The sequence below is a fragment of the Mycobacterium kubicae genome (genome assembly GCF_015689175.1).
Classification (GTDB): domain Bacteria; phylum Actinomycetota; class Actinomycetes; order Mycobacteriales; family Mycobacteriaceae; genus Mycobacterium; species Mycobacterium kubicae.
In genome coordinates this window covers 2,984,059-3,009,459 of sequence record NZ_CP065047.1, presented here as the reverse complement: position 1 = coordinate 3,009,459, position 25,401 = coordinate 2,984,059, and the positions used below count along the sequence as shown (strand labels likewise).

The window sequence follows — 25,401 nt, the reverse complement described above, 5'->3', positions numbered from 1 at the left end:
ACAAGAAGTAGCGCACGAGTGTGCGCGACCCTGGCTACGCGGAATGGTCGGCCACGAATGCGTCGATGAAGGCGCGCAGGGCGGGTCGCAGGGTGGAAACGTCCGACCCATGTAGTTTGGCGAGCAAAATCAACCCTTGATAGTGCGCGAATATGGCGTGAGCCAACTGATCTGGGTCTACTCCCCCGCGCAGCACCTGCTCGCCGGCGGCTGCCCGGCAGGTGGTGGCCAGCTGTTCCTCCAAGGCGGCCAGCCGCGCAGCCAGGTGGCTACGGACGGCCTCGTCGGTCGTTGCGAGTTCGGCGGCGAGATTGCCGAAAGGACAACCCACAAAGCGGCCGAATTGCGCATGCAACGCTGCCTGGATCCCGCCAATGGCATCCGGTATCGCACCGAGCCTGACAGCGGGTGCCATGCCCGGATCGCTGTTCAGACGCGACTGGAAGATCTCGGTGTGCAGGTCGATAACGGCCTTGGCCAGTTCGGCTTTCGAGGGAAAGAAGTGATAGAAGCTGCCTTTGCGGACATCGGCTGCGGCGCAAATTTCTTCGACGCCCACATCGTGATAACTGCGCTCCAGGAACAGCCGAGCGGCCGTAGCGACAATGCGCGTGCGCGCGTCTGAGGTGCGAGGCACCTACCCAGGCTAGGCAGTAGTTGACTGGTCGGTCAACAATTCGTTACGTTGGCGCCGCGGGGGTGACCAACTACCAACGGAGATGGCAGCAATGAGTCCTAGCGCTTCAGAGGTCTTCCGTACACCCGACTCACGTTTCGAGCACCTGCCCGGCTACGACTTCGCGCCGCGCTACGTGGAAGTGGACGGGCTGCGCATGCACTACCTGGACGAGGGGCCGCCCGACGGCCTGCCGGTGGTGTGTTTCCACGGCGAGCCGACATGGGCCTACCTATACCGCAAGATGCTGCCGCCGCTCGTCGAGGCCGGCTACCGGGTGATCGTTCCCGACTACGCGGGCTTCGGTCGCTCCGACAAACCCACGGACCGGCGCTGGTACACCTTTGACCGGCACAGCGAGTTGGTCGCCAAGGTACTTGCTGCTCTTGACCTGCACCGGGCGACCGTTGTGGTGCAGGACTGGGGCGGGCCCATCGGGTTGCGTTGGGCGGTGGAAAATGCCGCTCGAGTCGATGCACTGATGATTCTGAACACCGGTGTGTTCAACGGCCGTGTGTCGCAGGGATTTCTGGCATGGCGCGCCTTCGCGGAAAAGAACCCGGACCTACCGGTCGGGTTCGTGATTCAGGGTGCCACCACAACCGAGTTGTCCCCGGACGTCCTCGCGGCTTATGAGGCGCCGTTTCCCACGACTGAGTCCAAGGCGGGCGCTGCCCAGTTCCCGCTCTTGGTGCCCACGAGTGAAGATTCCCCCGGTGTCGCGGAGATGCGGGATATCATCGATGCCTTGTCACGCTGGAATAAGCCTGCGCTGGTTGCTTTTTCCGACATGGACCCGGTGTTCCCCTACCCCAAGTCGGGCCAGGCCTTCTGCGACTTGATTCCTACCGCTGTCGACCAGGTCAGGATCGAGGGTGCGTCGCACTTCCTACAGGAAGATCGCGGTGAGCGGCTTGCCCAGGAGCTGCTGGCGTTACTCAGCCGGGCAGCGTAGCGACCACGAGAACTATGGAATGGTCGCGCTGGTCCACACGCACCGGCACCTGCGCGCCCACCTTGACATGCGGAGCTGTCGTGAGCTCCAGCGCGATGCGCCTCGTCGCGCGGTACGGGTCGAAGTCGGGCAGTCTCACCTCCAAGTCCAGCTCATGCCATTGGCCCAGTGTCGTGGTCGCGACATCGCGGCGGATGGCGACGATCGTCGCGACACCGGGCAAGCCGTCGCGGGTCAGCCGGTCACGTTCGGCGTTGAGGGCAGCGAGTTCGGCGACCGCAGCTCGGGCCTGATCGACGTCGGCGCGTGAAACGCGCTGGCCCGCATTGGCCTTCCTGACCCGCTCAAACCAACCCACCACGAACCCTTCCGCCGGCGCCGCGTCAGGATGCGGCGGTGCCGTTAAGTGTGGCATTCCGCGGTTGCCGTCGGACCGCTAACGTTTGCCGCATGTTCCGGATGAGGGTTGACGACGTGTTCGTGATTCGCAATCGTGGGGCGGTTGCCACCGGCCGGGTGGAGTACGGCCAACTCAACGTCGGTGACGAGGTTCGCATCAACGACGGGCGCACCGTCAAAGTCGACGCGATCGAGGCATTTCGCAAAAAACTCGACACCGCCCGGGAGGGCGAAATGGTCGGTCTCCTGTTCAAGAAGCTGACGAAAGATGACCTCGCCGCCGGAGACGTGCTGACGTCGACGGGCTATTTCCTGGCTTGAGCCGACGCGGCGAGATTTTGGGATCGGTAGCTGACGCCGCTGGCTGTACTTTCCGCAACGACGACGCCAACCTGGCGCCGCCCAGCGAAAGGAAGACCACTGATGAACATCGTTCCCCCCGCACTCGAAGAACAGATCAAGCGCGTCGACCGGCAACGGAGCCTGGCAATCGGAATCGGGCTCGGCCTGCTCGCGGCCTGGTCCTTCTTCCGCCTGTTCTGGCTGATCTACGTCTCGATGACGTTCGGTTGGTTCATGGGGGCGATGGCCTTCCACTTCGTGCTGTGGGGCGTGATCGGGGCCGTCGCAGCGGTGGGTGCCACCGGTTTCCTGCGCCGGTATCTCCAGGCATCGGATACCTGAGGGGGCAATCCGTCTGTCTCCCGCCCGCCTCGTAGCGACAATGTCGCTACGAGGCGGGCGGATCGCTATGCCAAAGTCGTTGAGACGTAGGCAATTGTTGTGATCGATACGGAGGAGGCACGGGATTGGCGACGGAACATTCGCGCGTGGCGGTGGTCACCGGCGGCGCATCGGGCATCGGTGAAGCCACGTGTCATGAGCTGGGAAGGCGCGGATTCATCGTCGCCGTGCTCGACGTCAACGGCGAGGCGGCTGCCCGAGTCGCCGCCGAATTGACCTCGGCTGGAAGCCGGGCCTTGGGATTGGAAGTCGACGTCACCGACCGACCTGCGGTGGAACGAGGCTTTGAAACCGTCCGTGCCGAATTAGGTCCCGTCGCGGCGCTGGTCACAAGCGCCGGCAAAGCCGCTTTCTCGAGCTTCACCGACATCACGGTGGAGGCCTGGTCGGAGATCATCGACATCAACTTGACCGGAACTTTCCACTGTTGTCAGGTGGCACTGCCTGACATGGTCACCGCCGGCTGGGGCCGCATCGTGATGATCTCATCGTCGAGCGCACAACGCGGGTCGCCCTACATGGCGCACTATGCGGCGGCAAAGGGCGCGGTCATCACGTTGACGAAATCACTGGCCAGCGAGTACGCGCCGAAAGGGATAACGGTCAACAACATTCCGCCGTCCAGCATCGACACACCCATGTCCCGCCAATCACAGGCGGCGGGCAAGCTGGGCCCGCCGGAGCAGTTGGCCAAGCTGATTCCCGTGGGCCACATGGGTTCTCCCGACGACATCGCGGCCGCGGCAGGGTTCCTGTGCTCCGACGAAGCGGCGTTCATCACCGGCCAGGTGCTCGGCGTCAACGGCGGGGCGGTGATGTGAATATCGCAGCGGTCACCCGACGAGCTCTGGGTGGAACTTGGCGGCCATCCGGCGCATCCCTTCCTGCCAGTCGACGGTCCTAGCTCCTCCCACGAGCTCACGCAAGCGAGTCACGTCAACCGGATTGCCGCGCAACGCCTGGGCGTTTTCCTCGAACACCGGCTCGCGATCGATCAGCGTGCCGAGATAAGCGCACCACTGTTGGATGCTGACGATCTGGTCACCGGCCCAGTTGACCGTCGTGGCCGGAACCGACGCGGCGGCAAGAAGTTTCGGAATGGTCGCGACGATGTCATCCTGATGGATCGGGTTGTACCGGGCCGGCCCGCCGGGCGGAACCGGAATCGGCAGACCGGACAGCATCATCTCCATGTGAAAGAACGGCCATCCGCCGTTGTCGCCGTAGGGAACATTCAGCCGAGCGATGATGGTGGGCACACCAAGGGCGCGGGCCATCGTTCGGGCAACCGCCTCACCGGCAATCTTGGAGATGGAGTAGGTCGGAAATAAGGATTTGTGATTGTCCCCCAATGCGGCCCGCTCACTGCGCAATTCGTCGTCCGGCGGATCGTAGACCGCCGCGGATGAGCAGTGCAGCACGGCTTTGGCCGCGCGGCAGTGGGCAATGAGCAGACCAATCGAATCTGCGTTGGCTGCCAGGTCCTTGTCCCACCGGCCGCTCTTGGCGACCGCAAGATTGAGAACGTAGTCGAAGTCCGAGGGCAGTCCGGCGAACTCACCGGCCGCGAGATTGATCGCTTCGCAGTGGACCCCTGCCTGTTCCAAGTCGGCACGGGCGGCCGCGTCGGTAAACCGGGCGATCCCCCACACCTCGTTGTCGGTCGCCAACGCCCGGGCGACGGGAGCGGCGACCTGCCCCGTCACCCCACTGATCAATATCTTCGAGCCGCGCATGCGCCGATGTTAGGCCCTGACGCCATCCGGCGAGAACACCTGGGTCGCCGGCCGCGGAAAACTCTCGGGTGCCTCCGCGGGTCTATCGGGCGCAGAATCCGGCGTCGACCGGCAGGGTGATTCCGGTGACGTACTTGGCGTGGTCACTGACCAGCCACAGCACCGCGTCACTGACGTCCGAGGGCTGAATCAGCGACACCGGAAGCAAATTCACGGTTGCTTGTGCCGTTTCAGGATCTTCGGCGAAATATTTTTCGATTGCCTCGTTGACGATCATCGGCGTTTCCACACCGGTGGGATGCAGAGTATTGACGCGAATGTTGTCTCTGGCCAGCCAGTGCGCGAAGGAGCGCATAAGGCCAACGACTCCGTGCTTCGCCGCGGCGTAGGCGGTGGCCGCAGCACTTCCGTTGCCGCCGGTCCCTTTTAGCCCCTGAGTGGAACTGATCAGCACGATCGCTCCTCCATTGCCGGCTTGCTGCATACTCGGTGCGGCCGCGGTGACGGTGTTCCATACTCCGGTCAAGTTGACGTCGATCGTGTCACGGAACAATCTGTCGGTGTCAGGGTCGTCGCTGCCGACCGTGGCGATGCCGGCGTTGGCCACGACGATGCCAATAGCGCCGAGTTCGTCTGTGGCCTCGCGGACCGCCCCGCGCAGGGCTGCCCCGTCGCGGACGTCGGCGGTGCGGGCGACGATCCTGCGGCCAAGCGATTCAACAGCCTTGATGGTCTGTTCCATATCCTCGGTTCTGCCCATCTGATAAGGAACCGAATCGATCTGGCCGCAGATATCGATCGCGACGATATCCGCCCCCTCCTCAGCCAGCCGGATAGCGTGGCTGCGCCCCATCCCGCGCGCCGCTCCGGTGATCAGTGCAACTTTGTTGTCCAACAATCCCATTCGGTGGCCCTTCTGAACATGTTCGGTGCAGTCCTGTGATCTTGCCCATAGACAGCGTTTCTTGAGTCGGTATCGCCATACCATATTGCAATACCTATAAATCGGAAAGGAACTGGCGATGAAGTTCACAGCCGAGACAATCGCCGAGCTACAGGACGCGGTACACGGCCCGGTCTTCACCGAAGGCAGCCCCGGATACGACACCGAGGTCGCGGTGTTCAATATGGCGGTTGAGCACCGCCCGGCGATCGTGGTCGGCGCCACCAACGCCGTAGACGTTTCCAAGGCCGTGGTCTTCGCTTCCCACCACGGGCTGAACATCGCCGTCCTCAATACTGGGCACGGGCCTTCGCTGGCGGCTGACGCCGACACCCTCATGATCAACACCAGGAGAATGTCCGGGGTCAGCATTGACGTGCCGAATCGCTCTGCCCGAGTAGAAGCCGGCGTTCGCTTCGGGCAACTGGTCGAGGCCGCCGCCGAATGCGGGTTGGCTCCCCTGCCTGGTTCGGCACCCGGCGTCGGCGTCGTCGGCTACACCTTGAGCGGTGGTGCCAGCGCGACGATGGGACGAAAGTACGGTTGGGCCTGCGATCACGTCAGTCGCATCGACGTGGTCACGGCCGACGGCCAATTGCGCCGGGTATCCACGCACGCCGAAGCCGACCTGTTCGGCGCAATCCTCGGCGGCCGAAGCAATTTTGGCGTTATCACCGCAATGGAGTTCAATCTCTTCCCGGTGGCGTGGCTGTACGCGGGCGCGCTGTATTACTCCGGTGAGCATGCCCGGCAAGTGCTCGAGGCGTACCGTCAACTCACCGAGTCGGCGCCCGAGGATCTGACGACCGGTGTCGCGCTGCTGAATCTGCCTCCGCTGCCGAGTCTTCCGCCCTTCATGCAGGGGAAGCTGACAGTATCGGTCCGGGTTTCGTTCGTGGGTGACGCCACTGCCGGCGCCCGGCTGATCGAACCGCTGCGCCGGGCGGCTCCGCTGCTGGCCGACACGGTGGCCAACATCCCGTATTCGCACTTCGGGCTGATCAGCAACGATCCTACTGATCCCGCACCGGCAGTGGAACAATTCGGCCTCCTCCGAGGACTCACTGCGGACACCGTCACCGCGATCGTCGACACGGTCGGACCGGGTTCGGGCAGCCCCATCAACATCGTTGACATCCGTCACCTGCAGGGGGCGTTCAGCAGACCGGCGCCGTTCCCCAACGCGGTTGCTGCGCGTGACGCCGCCTTCGCGATGTTCGGTCTCACCGTTGTTCCTCCCGGACGGAACGTATCGGACTACCGGCAATCTGGTTGTGAACTGCTGACGGCGCTACAACCATGGCTCTGCGACAAGGCCAGCCCGAGCTTTCAGGGTCCGAACGACACCACCGAGGAGCGCACCCGCCAGGCCTACGATCCCGACGTCTACGACACGTTACGGGCGGTCAAAACAAAGTACGACCCGCACAACAGGTTTCGCCTCAACCACAACATCCCGCCCTACCCGGCCGCTTAAGAGGTCATGCCGCCGTCTCGAGGGTTCGGCCAGAGGGAGGATGGTCGACTCCCTGAAGAGTGACTCGTGCTCGAAGTCGTCGTCGAAGCGACAGCAGCGCTGACGCCACACCCTGGCGGGCGAACCGTGCCCCACAAGCCGAAACGGCGTACGTGGCAACACATTAGAAGAGAGGAAATGGGGATGCGCAAGCCGGAGGACGACGCTACACAGGTCTTGACCGATCCGACTGCTCACGCCGATGAACCGCGATTACATTCGGCCTTGACGCATTTGCGGGCCAACGCGCCGGTGACGTGGGTTGACCATCCTCGCTATAGACCGTTCTGGGCGATCACCAAGCATCGCGACATCATGGAAGTCGAACGCAACAGCATATTGTGGATCAATGCACCCCGAACCGTGCTGACTACGGCTGAAAATGATGACCTGAACCGGGCCCGGCAAGAAGCAGGAACCGGTATGCGCATGTTGGTCCACATGGATGGCCGACATCACCGCATCCTGCGGGCCATCGGTGTCGACTGGTTTCGACCAGCGGCGATGCACGCTCTCCAAGACACAGTCGAGAAAATCGTCAAGCGGTACATCGACGAGATGAGCACCGGCACTGAATGTGATTTTGCGACCAAGATAGCAGCGAACATCCCTCTCTACGTGATCATGTCGCTACTCGGCGTACCTGAGCAAGACTTCGGCCTCATGCTCAAGCTGACCCAGGAAGTCTTCGGCAGAGATGACAAAGAACTACGTCGGGGTTCTTCCGGCGAGGCGTTCTTGGAGGCGGTGACGGATTTCTTCACTTATTTTTCTACCCTCACCGCGGCGCGCCGCGCACAGCCCACCGACGATCTCGCTTCGGCGATCGCCAATGCCCGTGTCGACGGAAAGTACTTGTCCGATATGGACACATTGTCGTACTACATGATCATCGCGACGGCTGGGCACGATACCACCAGTGCCGCGATCGCCGGCGGTCTGCGAGCGCTTATTGACCACCCTGCGGAGTTGCACCATCTGCGCGCACACCCTGAGCTGATGCCGACCGCAGTTGAAGAGATCCTCCGTTGGTGCACTCCGGTAAAGCATTTCATGCGCACGGCCACCGATGACACCGAGATACGCGGCATACCCATCGCCGCCGGGGAATCGGTCTATCTGGCTTATCCATCCGGTAACCGCGACGAAGAAGTGTTTGAGGATCCGTTTCGCTTCAAGATCGATCGGTACCCCAATAAGCACCTCGGGTTTGGCCACGGCGTCCACTTCTGCCTAGGCGCCGCACTCGCCCGGATGGAACTCAACAGCTTTTTCTCCGCGCTGTTACCACGCCTCGAATCAATCGAGCTAGCTGGCGAACCCGCACTTTCCGACACACTGTTCGTAGGACGCATCAAGCGCCTCCCGATCCGTTACCGGCTCACCTGAAACGGCACTGGTGCTCCGGTCCCTTCACTCGACTGACCAAGGAGTGACTTCGTGCTCGAAGTTATCGCGAAAGGCAAGACCAGCAAATCCCACCCGCACCCGCTGCTGTTCGTGCACGGTGCATACCAGAACGGTAGGTTTTGGGACCAGCATTTCCTGAATTTCTTCGCTGACAGAGGTTTTCGCGCGGTGGCAGTCAGCCTACGCGGACATGGTGCTAGCCCGACGGATAAAGCTCTGCGGTGGTGCTCCATCTCGGATTACGTCGACGATGTGGCATCAATCGTCAATACCCTCGCGCCCCACCCCGTGCTGGTAGGGCACTCAATGGGCGGGTTCGTCGTGCAGAAGTATATGGAACGCAACGACGTACCGGCGGCCGTGCTCCTGGCATCGGCGCCACCGCGCGGCCACTTACGTACCGTGCTGCGCTGTTTCCGCCTGAACCCATGGGGATCTACGAAGTTCTCCTTCACAGGTCGCCCAGCCGACCTGTACGGAGAAACCATCGCGGGGGCGCGGCAAATGTTGTTCGGCAGGTCTGCCCCGGACTGTTTGGTCGATGCGACCACTACGCAGCTGCAACCGGAGAGTACGCGAGCGCTTCTCATCGACATGACGATGTCGAGCGTGAAGAAAAGGCGTACCACTGCACCGGTCTATGTACTCGGGGCGGAGCAGGACATGTTGTATACCGACCGCGACGTACGCGCTACAGCGGCCTTCTACGGCACGCGACCAACGATCATTCCGGACATCGGGCATTCGCTCACAGTCGAACCGGCGTGGCCCCTCGTTGCCGAGTCCATTGTCTTGCTCACCCAGCTATCCCTCTGACGCTTGCTTATCGGCGGCATAGTCGTACCATACGACCATGGTCATGCAGCGGCGAACCCGGCGGGCGGGCGGAGCCCGCCGTGCGGAGGTAGCTGAAACCGTCGCCCGGGTGTTAGCCGAACGAGGTTATGAGAACACCCGCTTTGCCGACGTATCGGCAGCCAGCGGCGCGGCGATAAGCACTCTGCAAAATTATTTCGGCTCCCGCGAGGACATGCTGATCGAGGCGATCCGGCATGCCACTGAGATCGAAGTAATTGCGCTGGAAGCTGTCGCGCAGGCCGAAAGCGACCCGTGGCGCCGCCTGGTGGCGATGATCGACCGCAATCTCAATACGCCACTGCACAATCACCAGTTGCTCATCGAGGTGTGGCGCTCCAGCATGCGCGATGCGGAGTTGCGCGACTACAGCGAAGAAGGATGGGCCCGCTACCGGGCACCTTTTGTGCAAACCATCATCGAGGGTCGCGACAACGGAGTCTTCGAGCCCGTCGGGGATCCAGACGATGTCGTCGACTTGCTTCTCCTCTCGCTCGCCGGTGCCATGGTTCCCCGCACGCTGGACTTCCCCACCCCGTCAGCCGATCGATTCCGCACGGCCTTGTTACGCCACGTCGCGACGATGCTGCGCCGCGAGGGGTACCGCTAGCCAGGTAAGGCTAGGGGCATGTGATCGGCAGGTTGGGTGCTTGCGCAAGCGGTGACCCGGCAAGAACGACGTACATGATCTCCAACACAACTGGCGTTGTCCCATAATTGCGCCCGTCGTGCACATGCTCTGGTCCCCTCGGCTCGATGAAGGAGTCACCCGCCCGATAGATCGCGTCGACAGTGCAGTCACTGCGCAAGTGGTACAGGGTGCCTTGCTTCACCAGGGCGATGACAGTGCCTTGATGCCAATGCCAGCCGATGCTGCCGCCGGGATCGATTGTGGTGTCGCGGATAATGAATGACCTTCCCTGCTCGGAAGATTGAGCCACGACGTCGTAGGTGGCGCCGGTAGGTGAATGAGACGACGAGCCCAGCATCGGAAACCCAAGCCACACCGCTGAGGCAAGCAGGGCCAACGTTGAGATCAAGTGCTTTAGCATTGCCATCGTGCAGGATCTGCACTCCACACCCCCTTCGGTATCGGCCATCGCAGGAATCATCTAATAACTGGTTAACGTTTTATTGAGGTCCGTTGATCGCACCTTGCGCGTACGAAGCCAGAACCAGACAACCGACTGTGGCCACAACAGCGTGTTTCGTCCACTCTTGGCGTCTTGATACCAGCTCCTGCACCCGCCGGCCTGCCATACCGTGTTGGACAGACGCCGCTGTAGTCGGTCGTTGTAGCGTCGCTGAGCCGATTCTTTGACCTCCACCACCGCTGTGCCGCCGGCCGAGCGGATGCACCGCGCGAGGTAATGAGCCTGCGCCTCGATCATGAAGATCTGCGAGTTGTGGCCCAATCCCGTGTTGGGGCCGCACATCAGGAAGAAGTTGGGGAAACCACGGATGAGCGTCCCCAGGTAAGCCTCGGGACCTGTTGACGACCAAGCTTCCTCGAGGCGGATGCCGTCGCGACCTCGGATCGGGATGTGAGTGATGGCATGTTGAGCGTCGAATCCCGTTCCGTAGATGATCACGTCAGCGTCGATGTGCTGACCGCTCGTCGTCGCCACGCCATGATGGGTCAACCGGGCAATGCCGTCGGTGACCACGGTGACATGAGGCTTGCTCAGGGCGGGATAGTAGTCGCTGGATATGAGCAGCCGCTTGCAGCCGATCGCGTAGCTGGGTGTCAGCTTGGTGCGAAGCGCCGGATCAGGCACTTGTCGTTCGAGATGGTTGACGGCCAGCTCCAGGGTGGGCCGCATCGCCGATTGGTCTCCGAGAAACCCTTTCACCCGTTTCTCGTGTATCCAGAACAGCCTCGCGCGTCGCCCCCAGCAAGCCAGCGCACTGTCTCGCACGCTCGCACGTTCGACTTCGCTGAAACGGCGATTCTTCTTCGGCAGTATCCATGGCGGGGTGCGCTGGAACACAGTGAGCTCGGATACCCGGTCGACGATTGCCGGGATGAATTGTATTGCGCTGGCGCCTGTTCCGATGACAGCCACCCGCTTCCCCCTGAGATCTACACCGTGGTCCCACTGTGCTGAATGGAACATCGGGCCACCGAACTCCTCGCGGCCGGCAAGCTGCGGAATAGCAGGATGATGCAGAAGACCGACGGCATTGACGACGTAGCGGGCCGTGAATTGCCGCCCATCGCGCGCTGATAAGCGCCACACGTTGCTGGTGGAGTCCCAGTGAGCACCGGAAACGGTTGTGTTGAACAGAATTTTCTCAGCCAGCCCGAGGCGCCTGGTGGCTTCCTGCAGGTAGCGCAGTATTTCGGCCTGGGTGGCGAACAGTTCGCGCCATTCCGGATTCTGGAGGAAGGAGAACGAATACAAGGGCGCGGGTATATCACACGCGCATCCGGGGTAGGTGTTGTCGCGCCACGTTCCACCAACGTCGTCACTCTTTTCCAGGATGACAAAAGAGCATCGGGTGAGCCGGGAGATCTTGGCCGCGGCGGCCAATCCGGAGAAGCCCGCGCCGATGATGACAACGTCGTAGCTGAACTGGTCGGTCATCGATGCAACCCGACAGTGTTCAGGCCCGCGCCTGCGTCGACGCGAATGCTCTGACCGGTGATGGCTGCGGCGGCCGGCGAAAGAAGAAACGCGACGCTGGCGACCACTTCCTCAACCGAAACCAACCGTCCCATCGCGACATTCGCCAAGACGCGACCTCGAATGTCGTCGGTCATGGCGAGCACTTTCGGGGTGCCGACTAACCCGGGCACTATGGCGTTGACGCGGATGCGGGCCCGGGCCCACTCCGCGGCCAGGGTCCGGACCAGCCCTAGAATGCCAGCCTTGGCTGCCGCATAGGACGCTTGGCCGGGCAAGCCGTCCAGCGCTCCAATCGACGAGACCATGACTACGCTGGCCATGTCGCTGTCGGTCAAAGCCGGGTAGGCCGCCTGGACGGTCCAGAATTGGCTGAGCAAGTTGGTGGCGACGTCGTCACGAAACGTCTCGGCAGGAAAGCTACGGGCTCGGTGGATCGTGGCGACATTCGCGGCCGCACCGACGAGGTGATCTAACCCGTCGAGGCTCTCGATCGCGGAATGGATTGCGGCGCGCGCCGATTCCGCGTCGGAGAGGTCGGCGGCAATGAATCGACGCGTGTCACTGGCTGAACTGACCACCTCCGGGCGGTCGATCCCGATCACCGCACAACCCACGCTTTCCAGAGCAACCATCAAGGCAGAGCCCACACCGCCGAGCGCACCAGTGACAACGATCCTCGCGCCTTGCACTGGAACCGTCGAGAGGATCATGTTCATAATGTGTCACTTCCCCTGGAAGTCAGGCTTCTCGCCGGTGAGAAACGCTTGCTGCCCCCGTGTCCAGTCCTCGGTCTTGCACAGGTAACTGAAAGTTTCCGTCTCGAACGGGATGTTGTCATGCAATGGCCTGCCGATCCCGCGAAGCACCGTTTGCTTGGCGGCCCGCACCGCCAGAGGCGCATTCCGCGCGATGGCATCTGCCATAACCATGGCTTCATGCATAAGGTCCTGTGGTTGCACGAGTTTGGATACGAATCCGATTCGGAGTGCTTCGTCAGCGTCGTAGATGCGCCCGGTCAAGATGAGCTCCATCGCCCGCCCGAGACCGATGATGCGAGGCAACCGCGAACACCCGCCGTCACCGGGCATCAGACCCCATTTGATTTCTTGATGTCCGAACCGGGCGTGAGGCACGGCGATTCGGATGTCACAGAATTCGGCGAGCTCGTGTCCACCTGCGATGCAATCACCGTTGATCGCAGCGATGATCGGTGTGTTGATCGTGTAGCCGCCAGAAATCCCGGCCCAACCCGGGCCTTCCCAAGCGCGACGACGGTTCTCGGCGTCGCTGGCCGCACGGATGTGCGGGATCAGCTTCTTCAGATCAGCACCGGCACAGAATGCCGGCCCTGCACCGGTCAGGATGGCGACACGAATCTCCGGATCTGCCTTGATGCGGTCCCAGGCGGCCAGTATCGCGGCGCTCAACTCAAGATCGACCGCGTTGCGTTGCTCTGGCCGATTCAAAGTCACCACGGCGGTGCGATTGCGCACCTCGAACTTCAACACCTCAGACACGATGGCCCTTCCCGTCATTGATCAACACGTCATGCCCCCGATTTGACCGCCACTGACGGTCAACACATGGCCCTGTACATAATTCGACGCGGCAGAGGCCAGCCAGGCCACAGCTTCCGCGACATCGCTCACCGCACCGACACGTGCCAGCGGGTTGGTCGCCAAGGCGCTGCTGCGCACCGATTCCGAAATTCCGAGTCGATGTGTGCGCCCGGCAATCTCAATGTCGTTACCGTTGTCCAGGTCGGCGGTCAGCCGCGTTTCGATGAATCCGGGCGCTACGGCATTGACGTTGATGCCCAGGTGCCCCCATTCCTTGGCCAGCGCTTTGGTGAGTGCGATGGTCGCGCCTTTGGCTGCGGAGTAATTGACCTGGCCGCCTTGACCCATCAAGCCGGCCAGCGAGACCACGTTGACCACCTTGCGATGGGCCGGGCGACCGAGTGCGGCCTCTTTCTTGGCCGCCGTGCGCATCAACGTTGCCGCGGCGCGCAACATCCGAAACGGAACCACGGTATGGATGTCGAGCATGGCCTGAAACTGCTCGTCGGACATGGTATGGATCGGGCCATCCCAGGTATAGCCGGCATTGTTCACCACGATGTCCAGGCGGCCGTGCAGCTGCGCCGCAGTTTCGACAACGAGGTCGGGTGCGTCCGGAGCGGTCAAGTCCACGGCAACCTGAGTCGAGGGTCGGGGTAACCGCGTTGCAAGACGATCTAGTTCAGCACCGTCGATGTCGGCGATCACGACTGTGGCGCCGCCATGACAGAGACGCCCGGCAATCGCTGCGCCGATTCCTCGCGCCGCACCGGTGACGATGGCGACCTTGCCGGCGAATTCGTCGGTCACCGCTGATGACCACGGTTAGGCTGGGGGTCCAGAGCGGCGGCGAGCAGGTCGGCGGCCAGTTGCAACGTGGCAGTGTGTTGGGCGCGGCCGCCGGTACGGTTCTTGATGTCTTCGACCTGAATCGTGCCGACAACAATTCCCCAGATGACGTCAGCCAGCGGCGCCACCGGCACATCGCGAATCAATTTTTCCTGCACCGCAGCACGAAGGATCGAGCGCGCCAGCCGGAAATCCCGGCGCCCCTGCATATCCAGCGCGGCAACGGTGGCCTGATCCAGCGTCTCGACCAGCCGCGTCTGATGAAGCAGTTGAGTGAGCCGGAACCGCGCCGGATCGGTCCGATACGGATTGAGCACCGCGTCGAGGAATCGGTCAATCAGGTGCTGGCAATTGTTGATTGAACCGGCCTCGAGGTCGCGTTGCAGGTGCTCCAGCTGTGTCCCGATGTCGGCGAACACCGGGAGCATCAGGGTGAGCAGAAGTTCATCCTTGGTGCGGAAATAGCCATAGAGCGTCGGTTTGGTGATCTCAGCTCGCAGCGCGACTTCCTCCATGGTGGAGCCGGCGAAGCCACGGGTGGCGAAGGTCTCCTGAGCCGCCGCGAGAATGCTGTCGCGGCGCGCGTTGCGTTCCCGTTCGCGGCGACGACGGGCCGCGATGGTCACTTCATCTGTGCGCGCCATCACTGCACCGCCTCGTGACTGCGCAATTCGCGTTTCAGCGTCTTACCCATGGCGTTCTTGGGCAGCGCATCGACCACATGCACCCGGCGCGGCACTTTCATGGCTGCCAGGTGAGCGCGACTGTAGGTCTCGACGTCGTCGGCGGCGATATCACCGACGACAAAGGCCACCGGAACCTCCCCGCGATACGGGTCGTGTTGCCCGATGACGGCCACGTCGCAGATCTTGGGGTGTCGCAACAACACCGCCTCGATTTCCGTCGGAGAGACGTTGTACCCCGAGACCACAAGCAGGTCTTTCTTGCGGTCGACGTAATGCAGGGCATCAGCGTCGTCTATATAGCCGATGTCCCCGGTGCGCAGCCAGCCGTCGGCGCCGAAACTGGCTTGTGTCTCGGCATTTCGCCCCAGGTAGCCCCGAGAGACTTGCAAGCCACGGAATTCGATGTCTCCTGCGCGCATCCGAGGAGCGACGCCTCCCTCGACGGTAATCCTCACTTCGCCGACGACCGGCACACCCAGAGTGCCCGGGGTCTGTTTTCCTGGCAACGCGTTGAAGGTGCCCAGGCTGTTGAGCTCGCTCATGCCCCAGCCGCCGTGCAGGTCCAGTCCTGTCATCGCCTTCCACTGCCCGGGCAACTCGGCAGGAATTGGGGCGGCACCCGTCGCGCAGATGCGGACGCTGGAAAGTTGCGCCGGATCGACACCTCGGCCCAGCAGGGCCGTGTAGAGGGTGGGCGGACCAAAGAGCACGTTGACCCCGTGCTGCTGCACGCACTTCAGAAAGTCGTTGGGTTCAAACAGGGGTCGCGGAATGACGGTGCCGCCGCGCACGAAGGTCGGCAAAGAGTAGACAAAGAAGCCGCCGGTGTGAAATAGCGGCAGGACGGACACCGTGACCGGGGTTGCGACGGCAGGCATCGCCAAGGTGTGCGTGATGGCGTTGTGTATCAGATTGTAATGAGTTTGCAGAACACCTTTGGGACGGCCGGTGGTGCCGGCCGTGTACACGATTTGACCGATGTCCTGATGGACGTCGGTGACAGGTGCGGGCTCCCACAAAGGATCCGCGTGGGTCATTTCGCGCAGCAACGCCGGGACGGACGTCGCAGGCTGCCGTGATGCAGACCACCATGCGTCCAGTCCGGGATATGGCGTGAAATCCGAAGCGGCCAAGTCTGTGATCGAGACCGTGAAGAGCGTCTCGGGCGTGTGTGCCGACACTGCCCGCATGACCTCGGGCAACAACGCGTCCAGGCAGACAACGACGCGGGGCTTGGAATCCTCCAGGAGAAAACGAATTTCGTCGGCTCGGTACATGACGTTGACCCCGCAGTGGACGGCTCCGAGCCGGGCGAGGGCGAAGAAGAGGACCCAGTGCATCGCCGAGGTGGGCACCATGACGGCCACGACGTCACCGCTGCGTACCCCGCTGCTGCGCAGCACAGCGGCAGCGCGGCCCACTAGTTCGTTGAATTCGCCGTAACTGAGCGTACGACCCAAGTAGACCAGTGCCGGTGCAGTAGGGCGCTGTTGAGCATTACGTCGGATGATGACGTCGACTGTCTGCTCGGGTATACGGGGCAACTCCTCGGCCCAAACCGGGTCGAACACGACGTAGGAGTCGTCGGACTGGTACTGGTCGGCCTCGTCGAGCCATATGGCAGGGTATCCGAGTTCTTCGTAGAACTGGCGTGTATCGGTGTTCACTTTACGCATCGTAAACTGTCCGACTATCCGTTGCAAGGACGCGCAGTGGACCGGAGAAGCCGGCTGCCTTCGACTACCGGGTCATCGCCGAAGCCACTTCGCCCATCAAGGTGGCGAAGGGCATGTCTAGTGCGGCATAGACCTCGTTGGCCTTGGCATCGGAGTTGTCGGCCATGATCTCGACGATCACGGTGGCGTAGTCGGAGACTTCGATCCCGAGGGCAGTGAGCCGGGCGATGCCGGCTTCGCGTTTGTGGCGTGAGAAGGTCCCGCAGGCATCGACAACGACCACGGGGTGAAATCCCTTCTGACGCGAGGAGATTGCCGGCAGGGAAGCGCACACTTCAAAGGACAGGCCGGCGGTGATCAAGTGGTCGCGACCTGTCTGTTCCACCAAGGCGACGAAGCGTTGGTCATCCCAGGCGTTCACCGTTGCGCGGTCAAGAATCTCGACATCGCCGAGCGTGCGCTTGAGTTCGGGAATGGTTGGGCCCCACATGCTGTCGCGCGCGGTGGTGACTGCCACGATGGGCAATCCCAGGATCTGAGCGGCCCGGGCGAGACCGACCACGTTGTGCCGTAGCTCATTGACGTCGATATCGCGCACGCCGGTGAACAGGCCCACCTGGTGATCGATCAGCAGCACCGCCGTATTTTCCCGAGTGAACCGCACTCGTTGTGATAGTTCCATTGGACTCTCCTCTACCAGGCAGCCAACCAGCTAATAGTAAACAAAACTGACTATCAATTCTGATTACTACATTGACGGCGCAGTGTCAAGAAGCGCGGCTCGGGCGCACCGCTGCGCTGCGCGGATTACTTGACTGGATCGGAGGCAGTGAACGTAGCGCGTTGGTGGGCGATGACAGTTCGGAAGTCGGCGAGGAATCGCCGGAAGTTTTCGGCGCCGAGTTCGCGCGCGTGGCGCTTCATGATGTCGGCCATGATCGAGTCAGCCGCCTCCATCTGGTTGCGCCCACGAGCAGTCGGCACAATGAGCTTGGCTCGGCGGTCGGCGGGATCGGGCTTTCGTTCGACGTAGCCCAACTTCTCGAGGTCGTCGACGATGACGCCGACGACCTGCTTGAGTTGTCCCGATAACCGGGCGAGGTCGGTAGCTCTGATCCCGTCGGGCCGAAGGTACGCCAGCACGACTCCATGGCGCGGAACAATGTCGTCGAAGCCCTCGTCATGCAAACGCTCGAAAAGCTCGCCTTGAACTGCGAAGAGCAGTCGACCTGCCATCACGCCCAGGTCGTCGCCTCTACCGCCTGCAGCTGTCACTTGCGCCTCCACGACTACATCGTGTGAGTCACCTTAAGGCAGGCCTTCCGGGTGCCGGTGATCCTGACGTGGCAGTCGGATCGACGGCGGTGGCCGTCCTGAAGAAAGTGCCTGGCTGACCCCATGACGGCCGTTAGAATTAGTCCATCGTCCAGTGCGGCTGGGCCGGAGTTTGCGGCGGTGGAAGCGCCGAAGGCCCCGCTGAACAACCAGGAGTGCGCAGATGGATTCCATGTCACACGATCCAGTCGCTGGCGACATCGGGTCGCAGTTGGTCGACATCGGCAGCCAGGGCATCAACGCGGGCACGACGGCGGCCATGTCGGTCCTGTCGGGGCTCATTCCGGCCGGTGGTGAAGAGGTTTCGGCCCAGGCGGTGATGGCGTTCGCGCAGGAGGCGGCGTCGATGTTGGCGTCCAACACAGCTGCTCAGGAAGAGCTCATGCGGACCGGAACCGCGTTGACCGACATCGCGCGCATGTATGGAGATGCCGATAGCGATGCGGCCGGAGCCTTGACGTTCAGTGGGGCGGCCATATCACGCAGCGCCGCCGGAGGCGGATCGAGCGCCACTGCGGGCGCCGGCCTGCTGCGCGCAGGTGCCTTGCCCGGTGAAGCCGGCGTGGCGGCACGCACCCCGCTGATGTCCCAGCTGATCGAGGCGCCGTCTTCGCCGATGGCGCCGGCCGCCGCCAATGCCGGATCCTCGGCTATGGGCGGCGCTGCTCCGTTGGGCAGCGGTATGGGCTCGGGCGCACCGGCCGGCGGCGCGTCCAAAGCGGGGCTGGCGTCGGCTGCCGGACCCGCCGACGAGGATGATCGCCAGCGGGACGACGTCGGTGAGCCGGAGCCTGGCGAGCGTCTGGCATAACGAGTCGCAACACCGGCGTTGGTCGACAGTCTCCTACGCTTGCGCTGTCAGTCGATCGTGAGGAGATGCCTTGACCAGCCCTGACATGTCCACCATTTTGCGGCAGATGAAAGTCCCGGAGCGGATGACTGGCAGCCAGGCGCTGCGAAATTTCTTACTCACCTACGTCGACGACGAAGACACGCTGACCGACAATCCCGAGCGCCTCAAGCAGTTGAACGGCCTGCTCATCCTTTCCCACCTGGAGGTGGTCAACGCACTGGGCGCGCTGGAAGAAAGCGCCGCCCAGCAGCATTACAACAAGTTCAGAGCCGAGATCGACAAGAGGACCAAAAAGCGCCGTTGGTTTTAGGGCGGGAGCCCGTGACGCCGTCCCAGGTGCGGTGGATCGTCGACGGAATGAATGTCATCGGCAGTCGACCGGACGGCTGGTGGAAAGACCGTCAAGGCGCCATGGCCGCGTTGGTGGACAAGCTCGACCGATGGGCTTCAGCGCAGCAGGCGCACGTCACCGTCGTCTTCGAACATCCGCTGCCCAGAACCATCTCTTCGTCACTAGTAGACGTCACGCATGCGCCCGAAGCGGCGGCCAACTCAGCCGACGATGAGATCGTCCGGCTGGTGCGTGCCGATTCGCAACCGGGTGAACTATGTGTGGTGACATCGGACAAATGGTTGGCAGAGCGGGTGCGAAGCCTGGGCGCGACGGTTCATCGAGCCGAGGTATTCCGCAACCTCATCGACCCGACCACGCCTAAACGCGAAGGGCCACATGGCAACCGAGCGAAGTGAACAGTCCACCGGCAACCGTGTGTGCGCTCTCGCGCACATCGACATCCCGATCATTCAAGCGCCCATGACCTACATCGCCGGCGCGCAACTGGCCGCAGCGGTGTCGAACGCCGGCGCACTGGGAATTGTCGAGACGACATCTGAGCAAGGCCGGGCAGACCTGCGGCGAGTCCGTGACCTCACCGACCGTTCGGTCGGCGCCAACATCGCACTCCTCATGAATCGCGACCCCGCCGTCGTTGACCTCCTCGTGGCCAACGGCATTCGTTTCGTGACTACCTCGGCCGGTGACCCCGCACTGTTCACCGGTCGACTCCACGATGCGGGCATCACCGTCTTCCACGTGGTCGGCACGCTCGCAGCGGCCAAGAAAGCCGTCGACGCCGGCGTGGACGGGCTCGTCGTCGAAGGTGTCGAAGGTGGCGGGTTCAAGAACCGATTCGGGGCTTCGACCATGGTGCTGCTGCCCTTGGTCGCTGCCCACGTCGACGTTCCCATTGTGGCCGCGGGAGGAATCTGTGACGCCCGATCAATGGCCGCCGCGTTGGTCTTGGGCGCTGAAGGAGTGCAGATGGGCACCAGGCTGCTTGCGTCGTCGGACTCCCCTGTCCACCCCCGCCTCAAACAGGCGGTCATCGAGGCCGACGAGACGTCGACGGTGTTACTCCCCCTCGACGGCAAGCGGATGATGCGAGTGATCCGTACACCCGCAGCCGAGAAGCTCGACGCGGCAGCGTCATTCGGTGAGAGTGGCGCTGCGCTGCAACGGGTTCAGCGGCTCTACTTCGCCGGAGACATGGAGGCCAGCGTCGCCAATACCGGGCAGGTGGCCGGGCGCATAGACGACCTTCCGCCGGCAGCGGACATCATCGAGCGGATCTGGACCGGTTGCCGTGAGGTCCTGACGGCCGCCACACGTCGAGCGTTCGATTAATCGGGGCGCGTCTTGATGTCGAACTCGACGTTGTCCCCGTCGACCTTGGTGATGCGCATGTGCGCGACATACGGTTTGCCTTCCGGACCAGTGAAATGGCAGTCGAACTCTTGACCCGCCTTGGCTTTCACGCCGGATGGGCAATGCACATCGGTGGGGTGAAAGCCGGTTTGTCTCGAAACGACGTCGACGACGGACTGCGCTGCTCCCTGCGGTTTGACCGTGCTGCCACAGCCGGTCAGCAACCCGAGCATCGCGCCGACGAGCGCGCCGACCGCAACGCGGACACCGAGCGAGCGACTCAGCTTGGTTTGGTCCCAGCCGGCGTGATCAGCGGTGCGGGCCATCGGCGGACCTCCGTTCCTGTTTGGTGGGAAAGTCAGGCTAACGCTGAGCGGTGTGAAAACGGCGCGAAACGAGCAATCCGCTTGCGGCCGCGCGGCGCATCATTGATCTTGTCGACGTGAAGGAGGTGACGAACTCCGGTGCAGTCCTATGACGCTGGTCCGGTCGATACCCCGCTGCTCGATGAGACCATCGGCGCGAATTTCGAGCGCAGTGCACTGGCGTATGCCGAGATCGAGGCGCTCGTTGACGTGATCAGTGATCGGCGCTGGACCTACTGCGAACTGAACATCGAAATCGATGTCTTGGCAAAGGCTTTGATGGCCAGCGGGATTGCTCGTGGAGACCGGGTGGCCATTTGGTCGCCCAACTGTCCGGAGTGGACAGTGCTACAGTTCGCCGCCGCCAAGATCGGCGCCATTCTGGTCGCGCTCAATCCCGCCTACCAGGCCCAGGAACTGTCGCGCGTGCTCAGCCACTCGGGAACGCGGCTGTTGATTTCAGCGACAGCCTACAAATCCTCTGACTACCGGCGCATGCTCGACGAGGTGCGTGGCCAGGCCGCCGAACTCGATGAGATTGTGTTCCTGGGCACCGAGGACTGGCAGCGGCTGTGCGGGCGCGCCCACCAAGTGTCGGATGCGCAGTTGCGATCCCGGATGGCAACGCTGCATCCCGACGACCCGATCAACATCCAATACACTTCTGGCACAACGGGTTCGCCCAAGGGCGCCACACTGTCACACCGCAACATCCTCAACAACGGCTACTTCGTCACCGAACTCCTGGAACTTCGGCCCGCCGACCGGTTGTGCATCCCGGTCCCCTTCTACCACTGCTTCGGGATGGTGATGGGCAACCTGGGCTGTACCAGCCACGGCGCGACCATGGTCATCCCGGGACCGGGCTTCGACCCTGCGGCCACCTTGGCCGCCGTCGAGCAGGAGCGCTGCACCGCCCTCTACGGCGTTCCGACGATGTTCATCGCCATGTTGGGACTTCCCGATTTCACCGACCGCGATGTGTCGTCGCTGCGCACCGGCATCATGGCGGGCGCCACCTGTCCAGTTGAAGTGATGAAACGGTGCATCGCCGACCTCAACATGGCAGAGGTCTCCATCGCTTATGGCATGACCGAAACGTCGCCGGTGTCCTGCCAGACCCGGATTGACGACGATCTGCAGCGTCGAACGGAAACGGTCGGGCGAGCCCATCCACACGTCGAAATCAAGATCATCGATCTGGCGACCGGTGAACTGATGCCACGAGGGCAACCCGGTGAGCTGTGCACCCGCGCGTACTCGGTGATGTTGGGCTATTGGCGTGACCACGACAGGACGCGCGAGGTGATCGACAGCGAGGGCTGGATGCACACCGGCGACTTGGCGGTGATGCGAGACGACGGCTACTGCGTGATCGCCGGTCGCATCAAACACATCGTCATTCGCGGCGGGGAGAACGTGTATCCCCGCGAGATCGAAGAATTTCTGCATACCCACCCCGACATCGAAGATGTCCAGGTCGTCGGCGTTCCGGACGCGAAATATGGCGAGGAGGTCTGCGCGTGGATCAAGCTTCGACCCGATGGAGGACAGTTGGACGCCGATGCCGTCCGGGCGTTTTGTTCAGGGCAGCTCGCCCACTACAAGATCCCTCGGTACGTGCTGCTCGTCGACGACTTCCCGATGACGGTCACCGGCAAGGTGCGCAAGGTGGACATGCGCGCCGAATCGATCCGGCTACTCGGCTTGTGAAGCGCTACTGTGACGCGGCGGCCAGCGCTGCGTCGTAGTTGGGCTCCTCGGCGATTTCTGGCACCAGCTCGCTGTAGGCGACATTGCCGTCGGGGCTGATGACGACGACAGCCCGGGCAAGCAAGCCGGCCATCGGGCCATCGGAGATGGTGACGCCGTAGTCCTCGCCGAAGCTGTCCCGGAACGCCGAGGCAGTCGCGACGTTCTCGATGCCCTCCGCGCCGCAGAACCGTTTCTGCGCGAACGGCAGATCCTTGGACACGCACAGCACAGACACACCGCTGCTGGCGGCACGCTCGTTGAACTTTCGGACGCTGGTGGCGCACACCGGCGTGTCGACGGACGGGAAGATGTTGAGCAGCACCGGCTTCCCTTGGTACTGGTCGCTGCTCACCGACCCGAGGTCCGCGCCGGTCAGGTTGAAGTTCGGGGCGGGAGATCCGACAGCGGGCAGCTCACCGACCGTATTGATCGCGTTTCCACGCAGCGTTATCTGTGCCATGCGCACAGTCTGCCAAGGTGGGTACGGACGCTTTCGGCCAGGGCTCCCCTAGCCCTGTCCTAATTCGTGGGGTGTCTGGCGTAGACGACATGGTCGTCGGTGGCCAACACTGAGTGCATGGCCCGCAACGTGCTGATTGCCGGTTTTCCGGCCGTGCAGCCACTCGACGTCGTGGGGCCATATGAGGTGTTCACCGCGGCGGCGCTGCTGACCAGTGGCGGTTACGACGTGAAGCTGGCCTCCATCGACGGTCAACCGGTCACCACCCCGACCGGCCTTGCGTTCGTCTCCGCGCCGCTGCCCGACCCGGGCGAGCCCGTCGACACCCTGGTGCTGCCCGGCGGCGGCGGTGTCGACACCGCTCGCTGCGATCCGGAGTTCATGGCCTGGGTCAAAGCCGCTTCCAGCAGCGCCCGGCGCGTCGTCACCGTGTGTACCGGTGCCTTTCTGGCGGCCGAAGCCGGATTGCTGGACGGCTGCCGTGCGACTACCCATTGGGCTTTCGCCGACCGATTGGCCCGCCAATTCCCCGCCGTGCACGTGGATTGCGATCCGATCTTCGTGCGGAGCTCGCGGACGGTATGGACGGCTGCCGGTGTGACCGCGGGCATCGATCTGGCGCTGGCACTGGTCGAGGACGACCACGGCACCGAAGTCGCCCAGACGGTCGCGCGATGGCTGGTGCTGTATCTGCGCCGCCCCGGCGGACAGACGCAATTCGCGGCACCGGTGTGGATGCCACGGGCGAAACGCAACTCGATTCGCGAGGTGCAAGAGATGATCGAGGCGCAACCCGGTGGTGCGCACAGCATCGAAGAACTGGCGCAGCGGGCGGCGATGAGTCCGCGCCACTTCACCCGCGTGTTCACCGACGAAGTGGGTGAGGCGCCCGGCCAGTATGTCGAACGTGTCCGCACCGAGGCCGCCCGCCGCCAGCTCGAGGAAACCGACGACACGGTGGTGGCCATCGCCGCCCGCTGCGGCTTCGGCACTGCGGAAACGATGCGCCGCAACTTCATTCGTCGTGTCGGTATCCCGCCAGACCAATATCGAAAAGCGTTTGCCTAAGAGCTAAGGAGAACAGATGCCGCAGATCGCATTCGTCGCCTACCCCGGATTCACCGCGCTGGACATGATCGGTCCCTACGAAGTGCTGCGCAACCTGCCAGACGCCGACGTGCGCTTCGTCTGGCACGAACCTGGCCCCATCACCGCCGATTCCGGTGTGCTGGTGCTCGGTGCTACCCACTCGCTGGCCGAAACCCCGTCGCCCGACGTGATTCTCGTGCCGGGTGGTCCTTCGACTCCGGTGCATGCCCGCGACGAGACGCTGCTCGACTGGCTGCGTCAAGTCCACCAGACCGCCCGCTGGACGACGTCGGTGTGCTCGGGTTCGGTGATCCTGGCAGCGGCCGGCCTGCTGCAAGGCCGGCGCGCAACGTCGCACTGGCTGACCATTCCGGCGCTCAAGGCTTTTGGTGCTGTCCCCGTAGCCGACGAACGAATCGTGCACCAGGACAACATCGTAACCAGTGCTGGTGTGTCAGCCGGGCTTGACCTCGCCCTGTGGCTGGCCGGGCAGTTGGCCGGAGACAACAGGGCCAAGGCCATCCAGCTCGCAATCGAATACGACCCGCAGCCACCCTTCGACTCCGGCCACATGTCGAAGGCTTCGGCGGCCACGAAGGCCGGCGCCACCGCGCTGCTGTCCAAAGACAGCGCGAAACCGGCCAACCTGAAGGCCGCTACGTTGCTCGCCTGGGACCAGGCACTGGCCGCGGCGCGTTCGCGCCGACGCAAGGTAGCGCGTTAAGACTTCGGCGCCAGGAACTGATCAGAGGCGAATTTGCCTCCGGCGCGCAGCCATTCGCTCACGACCTTCGGGGCGTCGCGGTTGGGGTTGTAGATGTCTTCCTCGCTGGAGAAGAGCCCGTCGCCGGCGTAGACCAGCCGAGTCCAGTTCGGAAACCAGAACGGCTCGCCATCTTCCTCGGTCGGGTGATCCAACAGGTTCTTGATCAGTAAGACCACGGCGTCGTTGTCGTCGTCGTAGGCGATCCAGTCAGACGGAAACCGCATATGCGGGAACGGGGCCATCACGGCCACGATCCAGTTCCGCACCTCCTCGCGCCCCCGAAAGACCCCGTAGTGGTGCTCGGTGTAGACGACATCCTCTGTGAACAGGTCGGCGAAGGGCCGCCAGTCACCAGAAGCCGAGCACCCTTCGACGACAGTTGTGTAGTGGTTGACGGCTTGCTCAACTTCAGCCCTGGTGAACTTGCCCATAGCGGACA

The 25,401-nt window shown here is 62.9% G+C and carries 31 protein-coding genes; 15 read left to right on the top strand and 16 right to left on the bottom strand.

The annotated features are described in order from the left end of the window. Positions 1–34: 34 nt before the first annotated feature. A complete protein-coding gene (locus I2456_RS14095; RefSeq protein WP_068033203.1) occupies positions 35–637 on the bottom strand; it encodes a TetR/AcrR family transcriptional regulator in 603 nt (200 codons plus the stop codon). Between the two features lie 91 nt (positions 638–728). On the opposite strand from I2456_RS14095, the gene I2456_RS14090 reads away from it, so the two are divergent. Further along, entirely contained in the window at positions 729–1,631 is a 903-nt protein-coding gene (locus I2456_RS14090; RefSeq protein WP_139823160.1) for a haloalkane dehalogenase, read from the top strand. Here the strand turns inward: I2456_RS14090 and I2456_RS14085 are convergent. Beyond that, positions 1,615–1,989 (bottom strand): hypothetical protein, encoded by a 375-nt coding sequence (locus tag I2456_RS14085; RefSeq protein ID WP_085074332.1) that lies wholly within the window; start codon positions 1,987–1,989, stop codon positions 1,615–1,617. The two genes, I2456_RS14090 and I2456_RS14085, sit on opposite strands and share 17 nt — an antisense overlap. Positions 1,990–2,081: 92 nt before the next feature. Here I2456_RS14085 and I2456_RS14080 point away from each other — a divergent pair, with 92 nt between their 5' ends. From I2456_RS14080 to I2456_RS14070, 3 genes are all read left to right on the top strand, one after another. Then, positions 2,082–2,351: an EF-Tu/IF-2/RF-3 family GTPase gene (locus I2456_RS14080; protein WP_068033205.1), complete on the top strand. Its 270-nt coding sequence runs from the start codon at positions 2,082–2,084 to the stop codon at positions 2,349–2,351. 102 nt (positions 2,352–2,453) lie between these two features. Beyond that, a complete protein-coding gene (locus tag I2456_RS14075) occupies positions 2,454–2,714 on the top strand; it encodes a hypothetical protein (RefSeq protein ID WP_068164284.1) in 261 nt (86 codons plus the stop codon). 146 nt (positions 2,715–2,860) lie between these two features. Continuing rightward, positions 2,861–3,595: an SDR family NAD(P)-dependent oxidoreductase gene (locus tag I2456_RS14070; RefSeq protein WP_371869925.1), complete on the top strand. Its 735-nt coding sequence runs from the start codon at positions 2,861–2,863 to the stop codon at positions 3,593–3,595. A gap of 12 nt (positions 3,596–3,607) precedes the next feature. Here I2456_RS14070 and I2456_RS14065 read toward each other — a convergent pair whose 3' ends face one another. Together I2456_RS14065 and I2456_RS14060 are read right to left on the bottom strand one after the other, a co-directional pair. After that, positions 3,608–4,510, bottom strand: a complete 903-nt coding sequence (locus I2456_RS14065) for an NAD-dependent epimerase/dehydratase family protein (protein WP_068033208.1) — start codon at positions 4,508–4,510, stop codon at positions 3,608–3,610. An 82-nt stretch (positions 4,511–4,592) separates the two neighbouring features. Next, positions 4,593–5,414 (bottom strand): mycofactocin-coupled SDR family oxidoreductase, encoded by an 822-nt coding sequence (locus I2456_RS14060; protein WP_085074218.1) that lies wholly within the window; start codon positions 5,412–5,414, stop codon positions 4,593–4,595. 118 nt (positions 5,415–5,532) lie between these two features. Here I2456_RS14060 and I2456_RS14055 point away from each other — a divergent pair, with 118 nt between their 5' ends. The 4 genes from I2456_RS14055 to I2456_RS14040 all read left to right on the top strand — a co-directional run bounded on the left by I2456_RS14055 (position 5,533) and on the right by I2456_RS14040 (position 9,844). Then, positions 5,533–6,930 (top strand): FAD-binding oxidoreductase, encoded by a 1,398-nt coding sequence (locus tag I2456_RS14055; protein ID WP_085074219.1) that lies wholly within the window; start codon positions 5,533–5,535, stop codon positions 6,928–6,930. Between the two features lie 183 nt (positions 6,931–7,113). Next, complete coding sequence (locus I2456_RS14050; RefSeq protein ID WP_068033276.1) at positions 7,114–8,358, top strand: cytochrome P450; 1,245 nt, start codon at positions 7,114–7,116, stop codon at positions 8,356–8,358. Positions 8,359–8,409: 51 nt separating this feature from the next. Continuing rightward, positions 8,410–9,195, top strand: a complete 786-nt coding sequence (locus I2456_RS14045) for an alpha/beta hydrolase (RefSeq protein ID WP_085074220.1) — start codon at positions 8,410–8,412, stop codon at positions 9,193–9,195. Positions 9,196–9,232: 37 nt separating this feature from the next. Next, on the top strand, positions 9,233–9,844 hold the full coding sequence (locus tag I2456_RS14040) for a TetR/AcrR family transcriptional regulator (protein WP_068033212.1): 612 nt from the start codon (positions 9,233–9,235) through the stop codon (positions 9,842–9,844). 10 nt (positions 9,845–9,854) lie between these two features. Here I2456_RS14040 and I2456_RS14035 read toward each other — a convergent pair whose 3' ends face one another. The 9 genes from I2456_RS14035 to I2456_RS13995 form a co-directional block, all read right to left on the bottom strand. Then, on the bottom strand, positions 9,855–10,334 hold the full coding sequence (locus I2456_RS14035) for a cupin domain-containing protein (RefSeq protein WP_205880170.1): 480 nt from the start codon (positions 10,332–10,334) through the stop codon (positions 9,855–9,857). Positions 10,335–10,346: 12 nt separating this feature from the next. Further along, the gene (locus I2456_RS14030) at positions 10,347–11,822 is read right to left on the bottom strand and encodes a flavin-containing monooxygenase (protein WP_085074221.1); all 1,476 of its coding nucleotides are present in this window, start codon (positions 11,820–11,822) and stop codon (positions 10,347–10,349) included. After that, entirely contained in the window at positions 11,819–12,496 is a 678-nt protein-coding gene (locus I2456_RS14025) for an SDR family NAD(P)-dependent oxidoreductase (RefSeq protein WP_241007710.1), read from the bottom strand. The genes I2456_RS14030 and I2456_RS14025 overlap by 4 nt, the downstream gene beginning before the upstream one ends. A gap of 90 nt (positions 12,497–12,586) precedes the next feature. Then, complete coding sequence (locus I2456_RS14020) at positions 12,587–13,372, bottom strand: enoyl-CoA hydratase/isomerase family protein (RefSeq protein WP_163703839.1); 786 nt, start codon at positions 13,370–13,372, stop codon at positions 12,587–12,589. A 30-nt stretch (positions 13,373–13,402) separates the two neighbouring features. Continuing rightward, positions 13,403–14,233: an SDR family NAD(P)-dependent oxidoreductase gene (locus I2456_RS14015; RefSeq protein WP_085074223.1), complete on the bottom strand. Its 831-nt coding sequence runs from the start codon at positions 14,231–14,233 to the stop codon at positions 13,403–13,405. Continuing rightward, on the bottom strand, positions 14,230–14,916 hold the full coding sequence (locus tag I2456_RS14010; RefSeq protein WP_085074224.1) for a TetR/AcrR family transcriptional regulator: 687 nt from the start codon (positions 14,914–14,916) through the stop codon (positions 14,230–14,232). The genes I2456_RS14015 and I2456_RS14010 overlap by 4 nt, the downstream gene beginning before the upstream one ends. Next, positions 14,916–16,625 (bottom strand): class I adenylate-forming enzyme family protein, encoded by a 1,710-nt coding sequence (locus tag I2456_RS14005; RefSeq protein ID WP_163703838.1) that lies wholly within the window; start codon positions 16,623–16,625, stop codon positions 14,916–14,918. Before I2456_RS14005 ends, I2456_RS14010 begins: the two co-directional genes overlap by 1 nt. A gap of 73 nt (positions 16,626–16,698) precedes the next feature. Further along, entirely contained in the window at positions 16,699–17,316 is a 618-nt protein-coding gene (locus I2456_RS14000; RefSeq protein WP_085074226.1) for an isochorismatase family protein, read from the bottom strand. A 125-nt stretch (positions 17,317–17,441) separates the two neighbouring features. Then, positions 17,442–17,909, bottom strand: coding sequence for a MarR family winged helix-turn-helix transcriptional regulator (locus tag I2456_RS13995; protein ID WP_241007709.1), 468 nt, complete (start codon positions 17,907–17,909; stop codon positions 17,442–17,444). Positions 17,910–18,132: 223 nt separating this feature from the next. Here I2456_RS13995 and I2456_RS13990 point away from each other — a divergent pair, with 223 nt between their 5' ends. The 4 genes from I2456_RS13990 (at position 18,133) to I2456_RS13975 (ending at position 20,506) form a co-directional block, all read left to right on the top strand. After that, positions 18,133–18,780, top strand: coding sequence for a PE family protein (locus I2456_RS13990; protein WP_085074228.1), 648 nt, complete (start codon positions 18,133–18,135; stop codon positions 18,778–18,780). Positions 18,781–18,850: 70 nt separating this feature from the next. Further along, positions 18,851–19,132: a hypothetical protein gene (locus I2456_RS13985; protein ID WP_068156829.1), complete on the top strand. Its 282-nt coding sequence runs from the start codon at positions 18,851–18,853 to the stop codon at positions 19,130–19,132. A 26-nt stretch (positions 19,133–19,158) separates the two neighbouring features. Beyond that, positions 19,159–19,572, top strand: coding sequence for an NYN domain-containing protein (locus I2456_RS13980; RefSeq protein WP_085074334.1), 414 nt, complete (start codon positions 19,159–19,161; stop codon positions 19,570–19,572). Beyond that, the gene (locus I2456_RS13975; protein ID WP_085074229.1) at positions 19,553–20,506 is read left to right on the top strand and encodes an NAD(P)H-dependent flavin oxidoreductase; all 954 of its coding nucleotides are present in this window, start codon (positions 19,553–19,555) and stop codon (positions 20,504–20,506) included. The genes I2456_RS13980 and I2456_RS13975 overlap by 20 nt, the downstream gene beginning before the upstream one ends. Here the strand turns inward: I2456_RS13975 and I2456_RS13970 are convergent. Then, a complete protein-coding gene (locus I2456_RS13970; protein WP_085074230.1) occupies positions 20,503–20,853 on the bottom strand; it encodes a DUF4333 domain-containing protein in 351 nt (116 codons plus the stop codon). The genes I2456_RS13975 and I2456_RS13970 overlap by 4 nt on opposite strands. Positions 20,854–20,991: 138 nt before the next feature. Between I2456_RS13970 and I2456_RS13965 the strand changes: the two genes are divergently transcribed. Next, positions 20,992–22,605: an AMP-binding protein gene (locus I2456_RS13965; protein ID WP_085074231.1), complete on the top strand. Its 1,614-nt coding sequence runs from the start codon at positions 20,992–20,994 to the stop codon at positions 22,603–22,605. Between the two features lie 4 nt (positions 22,606–22,609). On the opposite strand, the gene tpx is transcribed toward I2456_RS13965, so the two are convergent. Further along, on the bottom strand, positions 22,610–23,107 hold the full coding sequence (gene tpx, locus I2456_RS13960; protein ID WP_085074232.1) for a thiol peroxidase: 498 nt from the start codon (positions 23,105–23,107) through the stop codon (positions 22,610–22,612). A gap of 117 nt (positions 23,108–23,224) precedes the next feature. Here tpx and I2456_RS13955 point away from each other — a divergent pair, with 117 nt between their 5' ends. Together I2456_RS13955 and I2456_RS13950 are read left to right on the top strand one after the other, a co-directional pair. Beyond that, positions 23,225–24,175, top strand: coding sequence for a GlxA family transcriptional regulator (locus tag I2456_RS13955; protein ID WP_085074233.1), 951 nt, complete (start codon positions 23,225–23,227; stop codon positions 24,173–24,175). Between the two features lie 16 nt (positions 24,176–24,191). Continuing rightward, positions 24,192–24,920, top strand: coding sequence for a DJ-1/PfpI family protein (locus tag I2456_RS13950; RefSeq protein WP_068033229.1), 729 nt, complete (start codon positions 24,192–24,194; stop codon positions 24,918–24,920). On the opposite strand, the gene I2456_RS13945 is transcribed toward I2456_RS13950, so the two are convergent. Beyond that, the gene (locus I2456_RS13945) at positions 24,917–25,393 is read right to left on the bottom strand and encodes a nuclear transport factor 2 family protein (protein ID WP_085074234.1); all 477 of its coding nucleotides are present in this window, start codon (positions 25,391–25,393) and stop codon (positions 24,917–24,919) included. The two genes, I2456_RS13950 and I2456_RS13945, sit on opposite strands and share 4 nt — an antisense overlap. Positions 25,394–25,401: the final 8 nt, after the last annotated feature.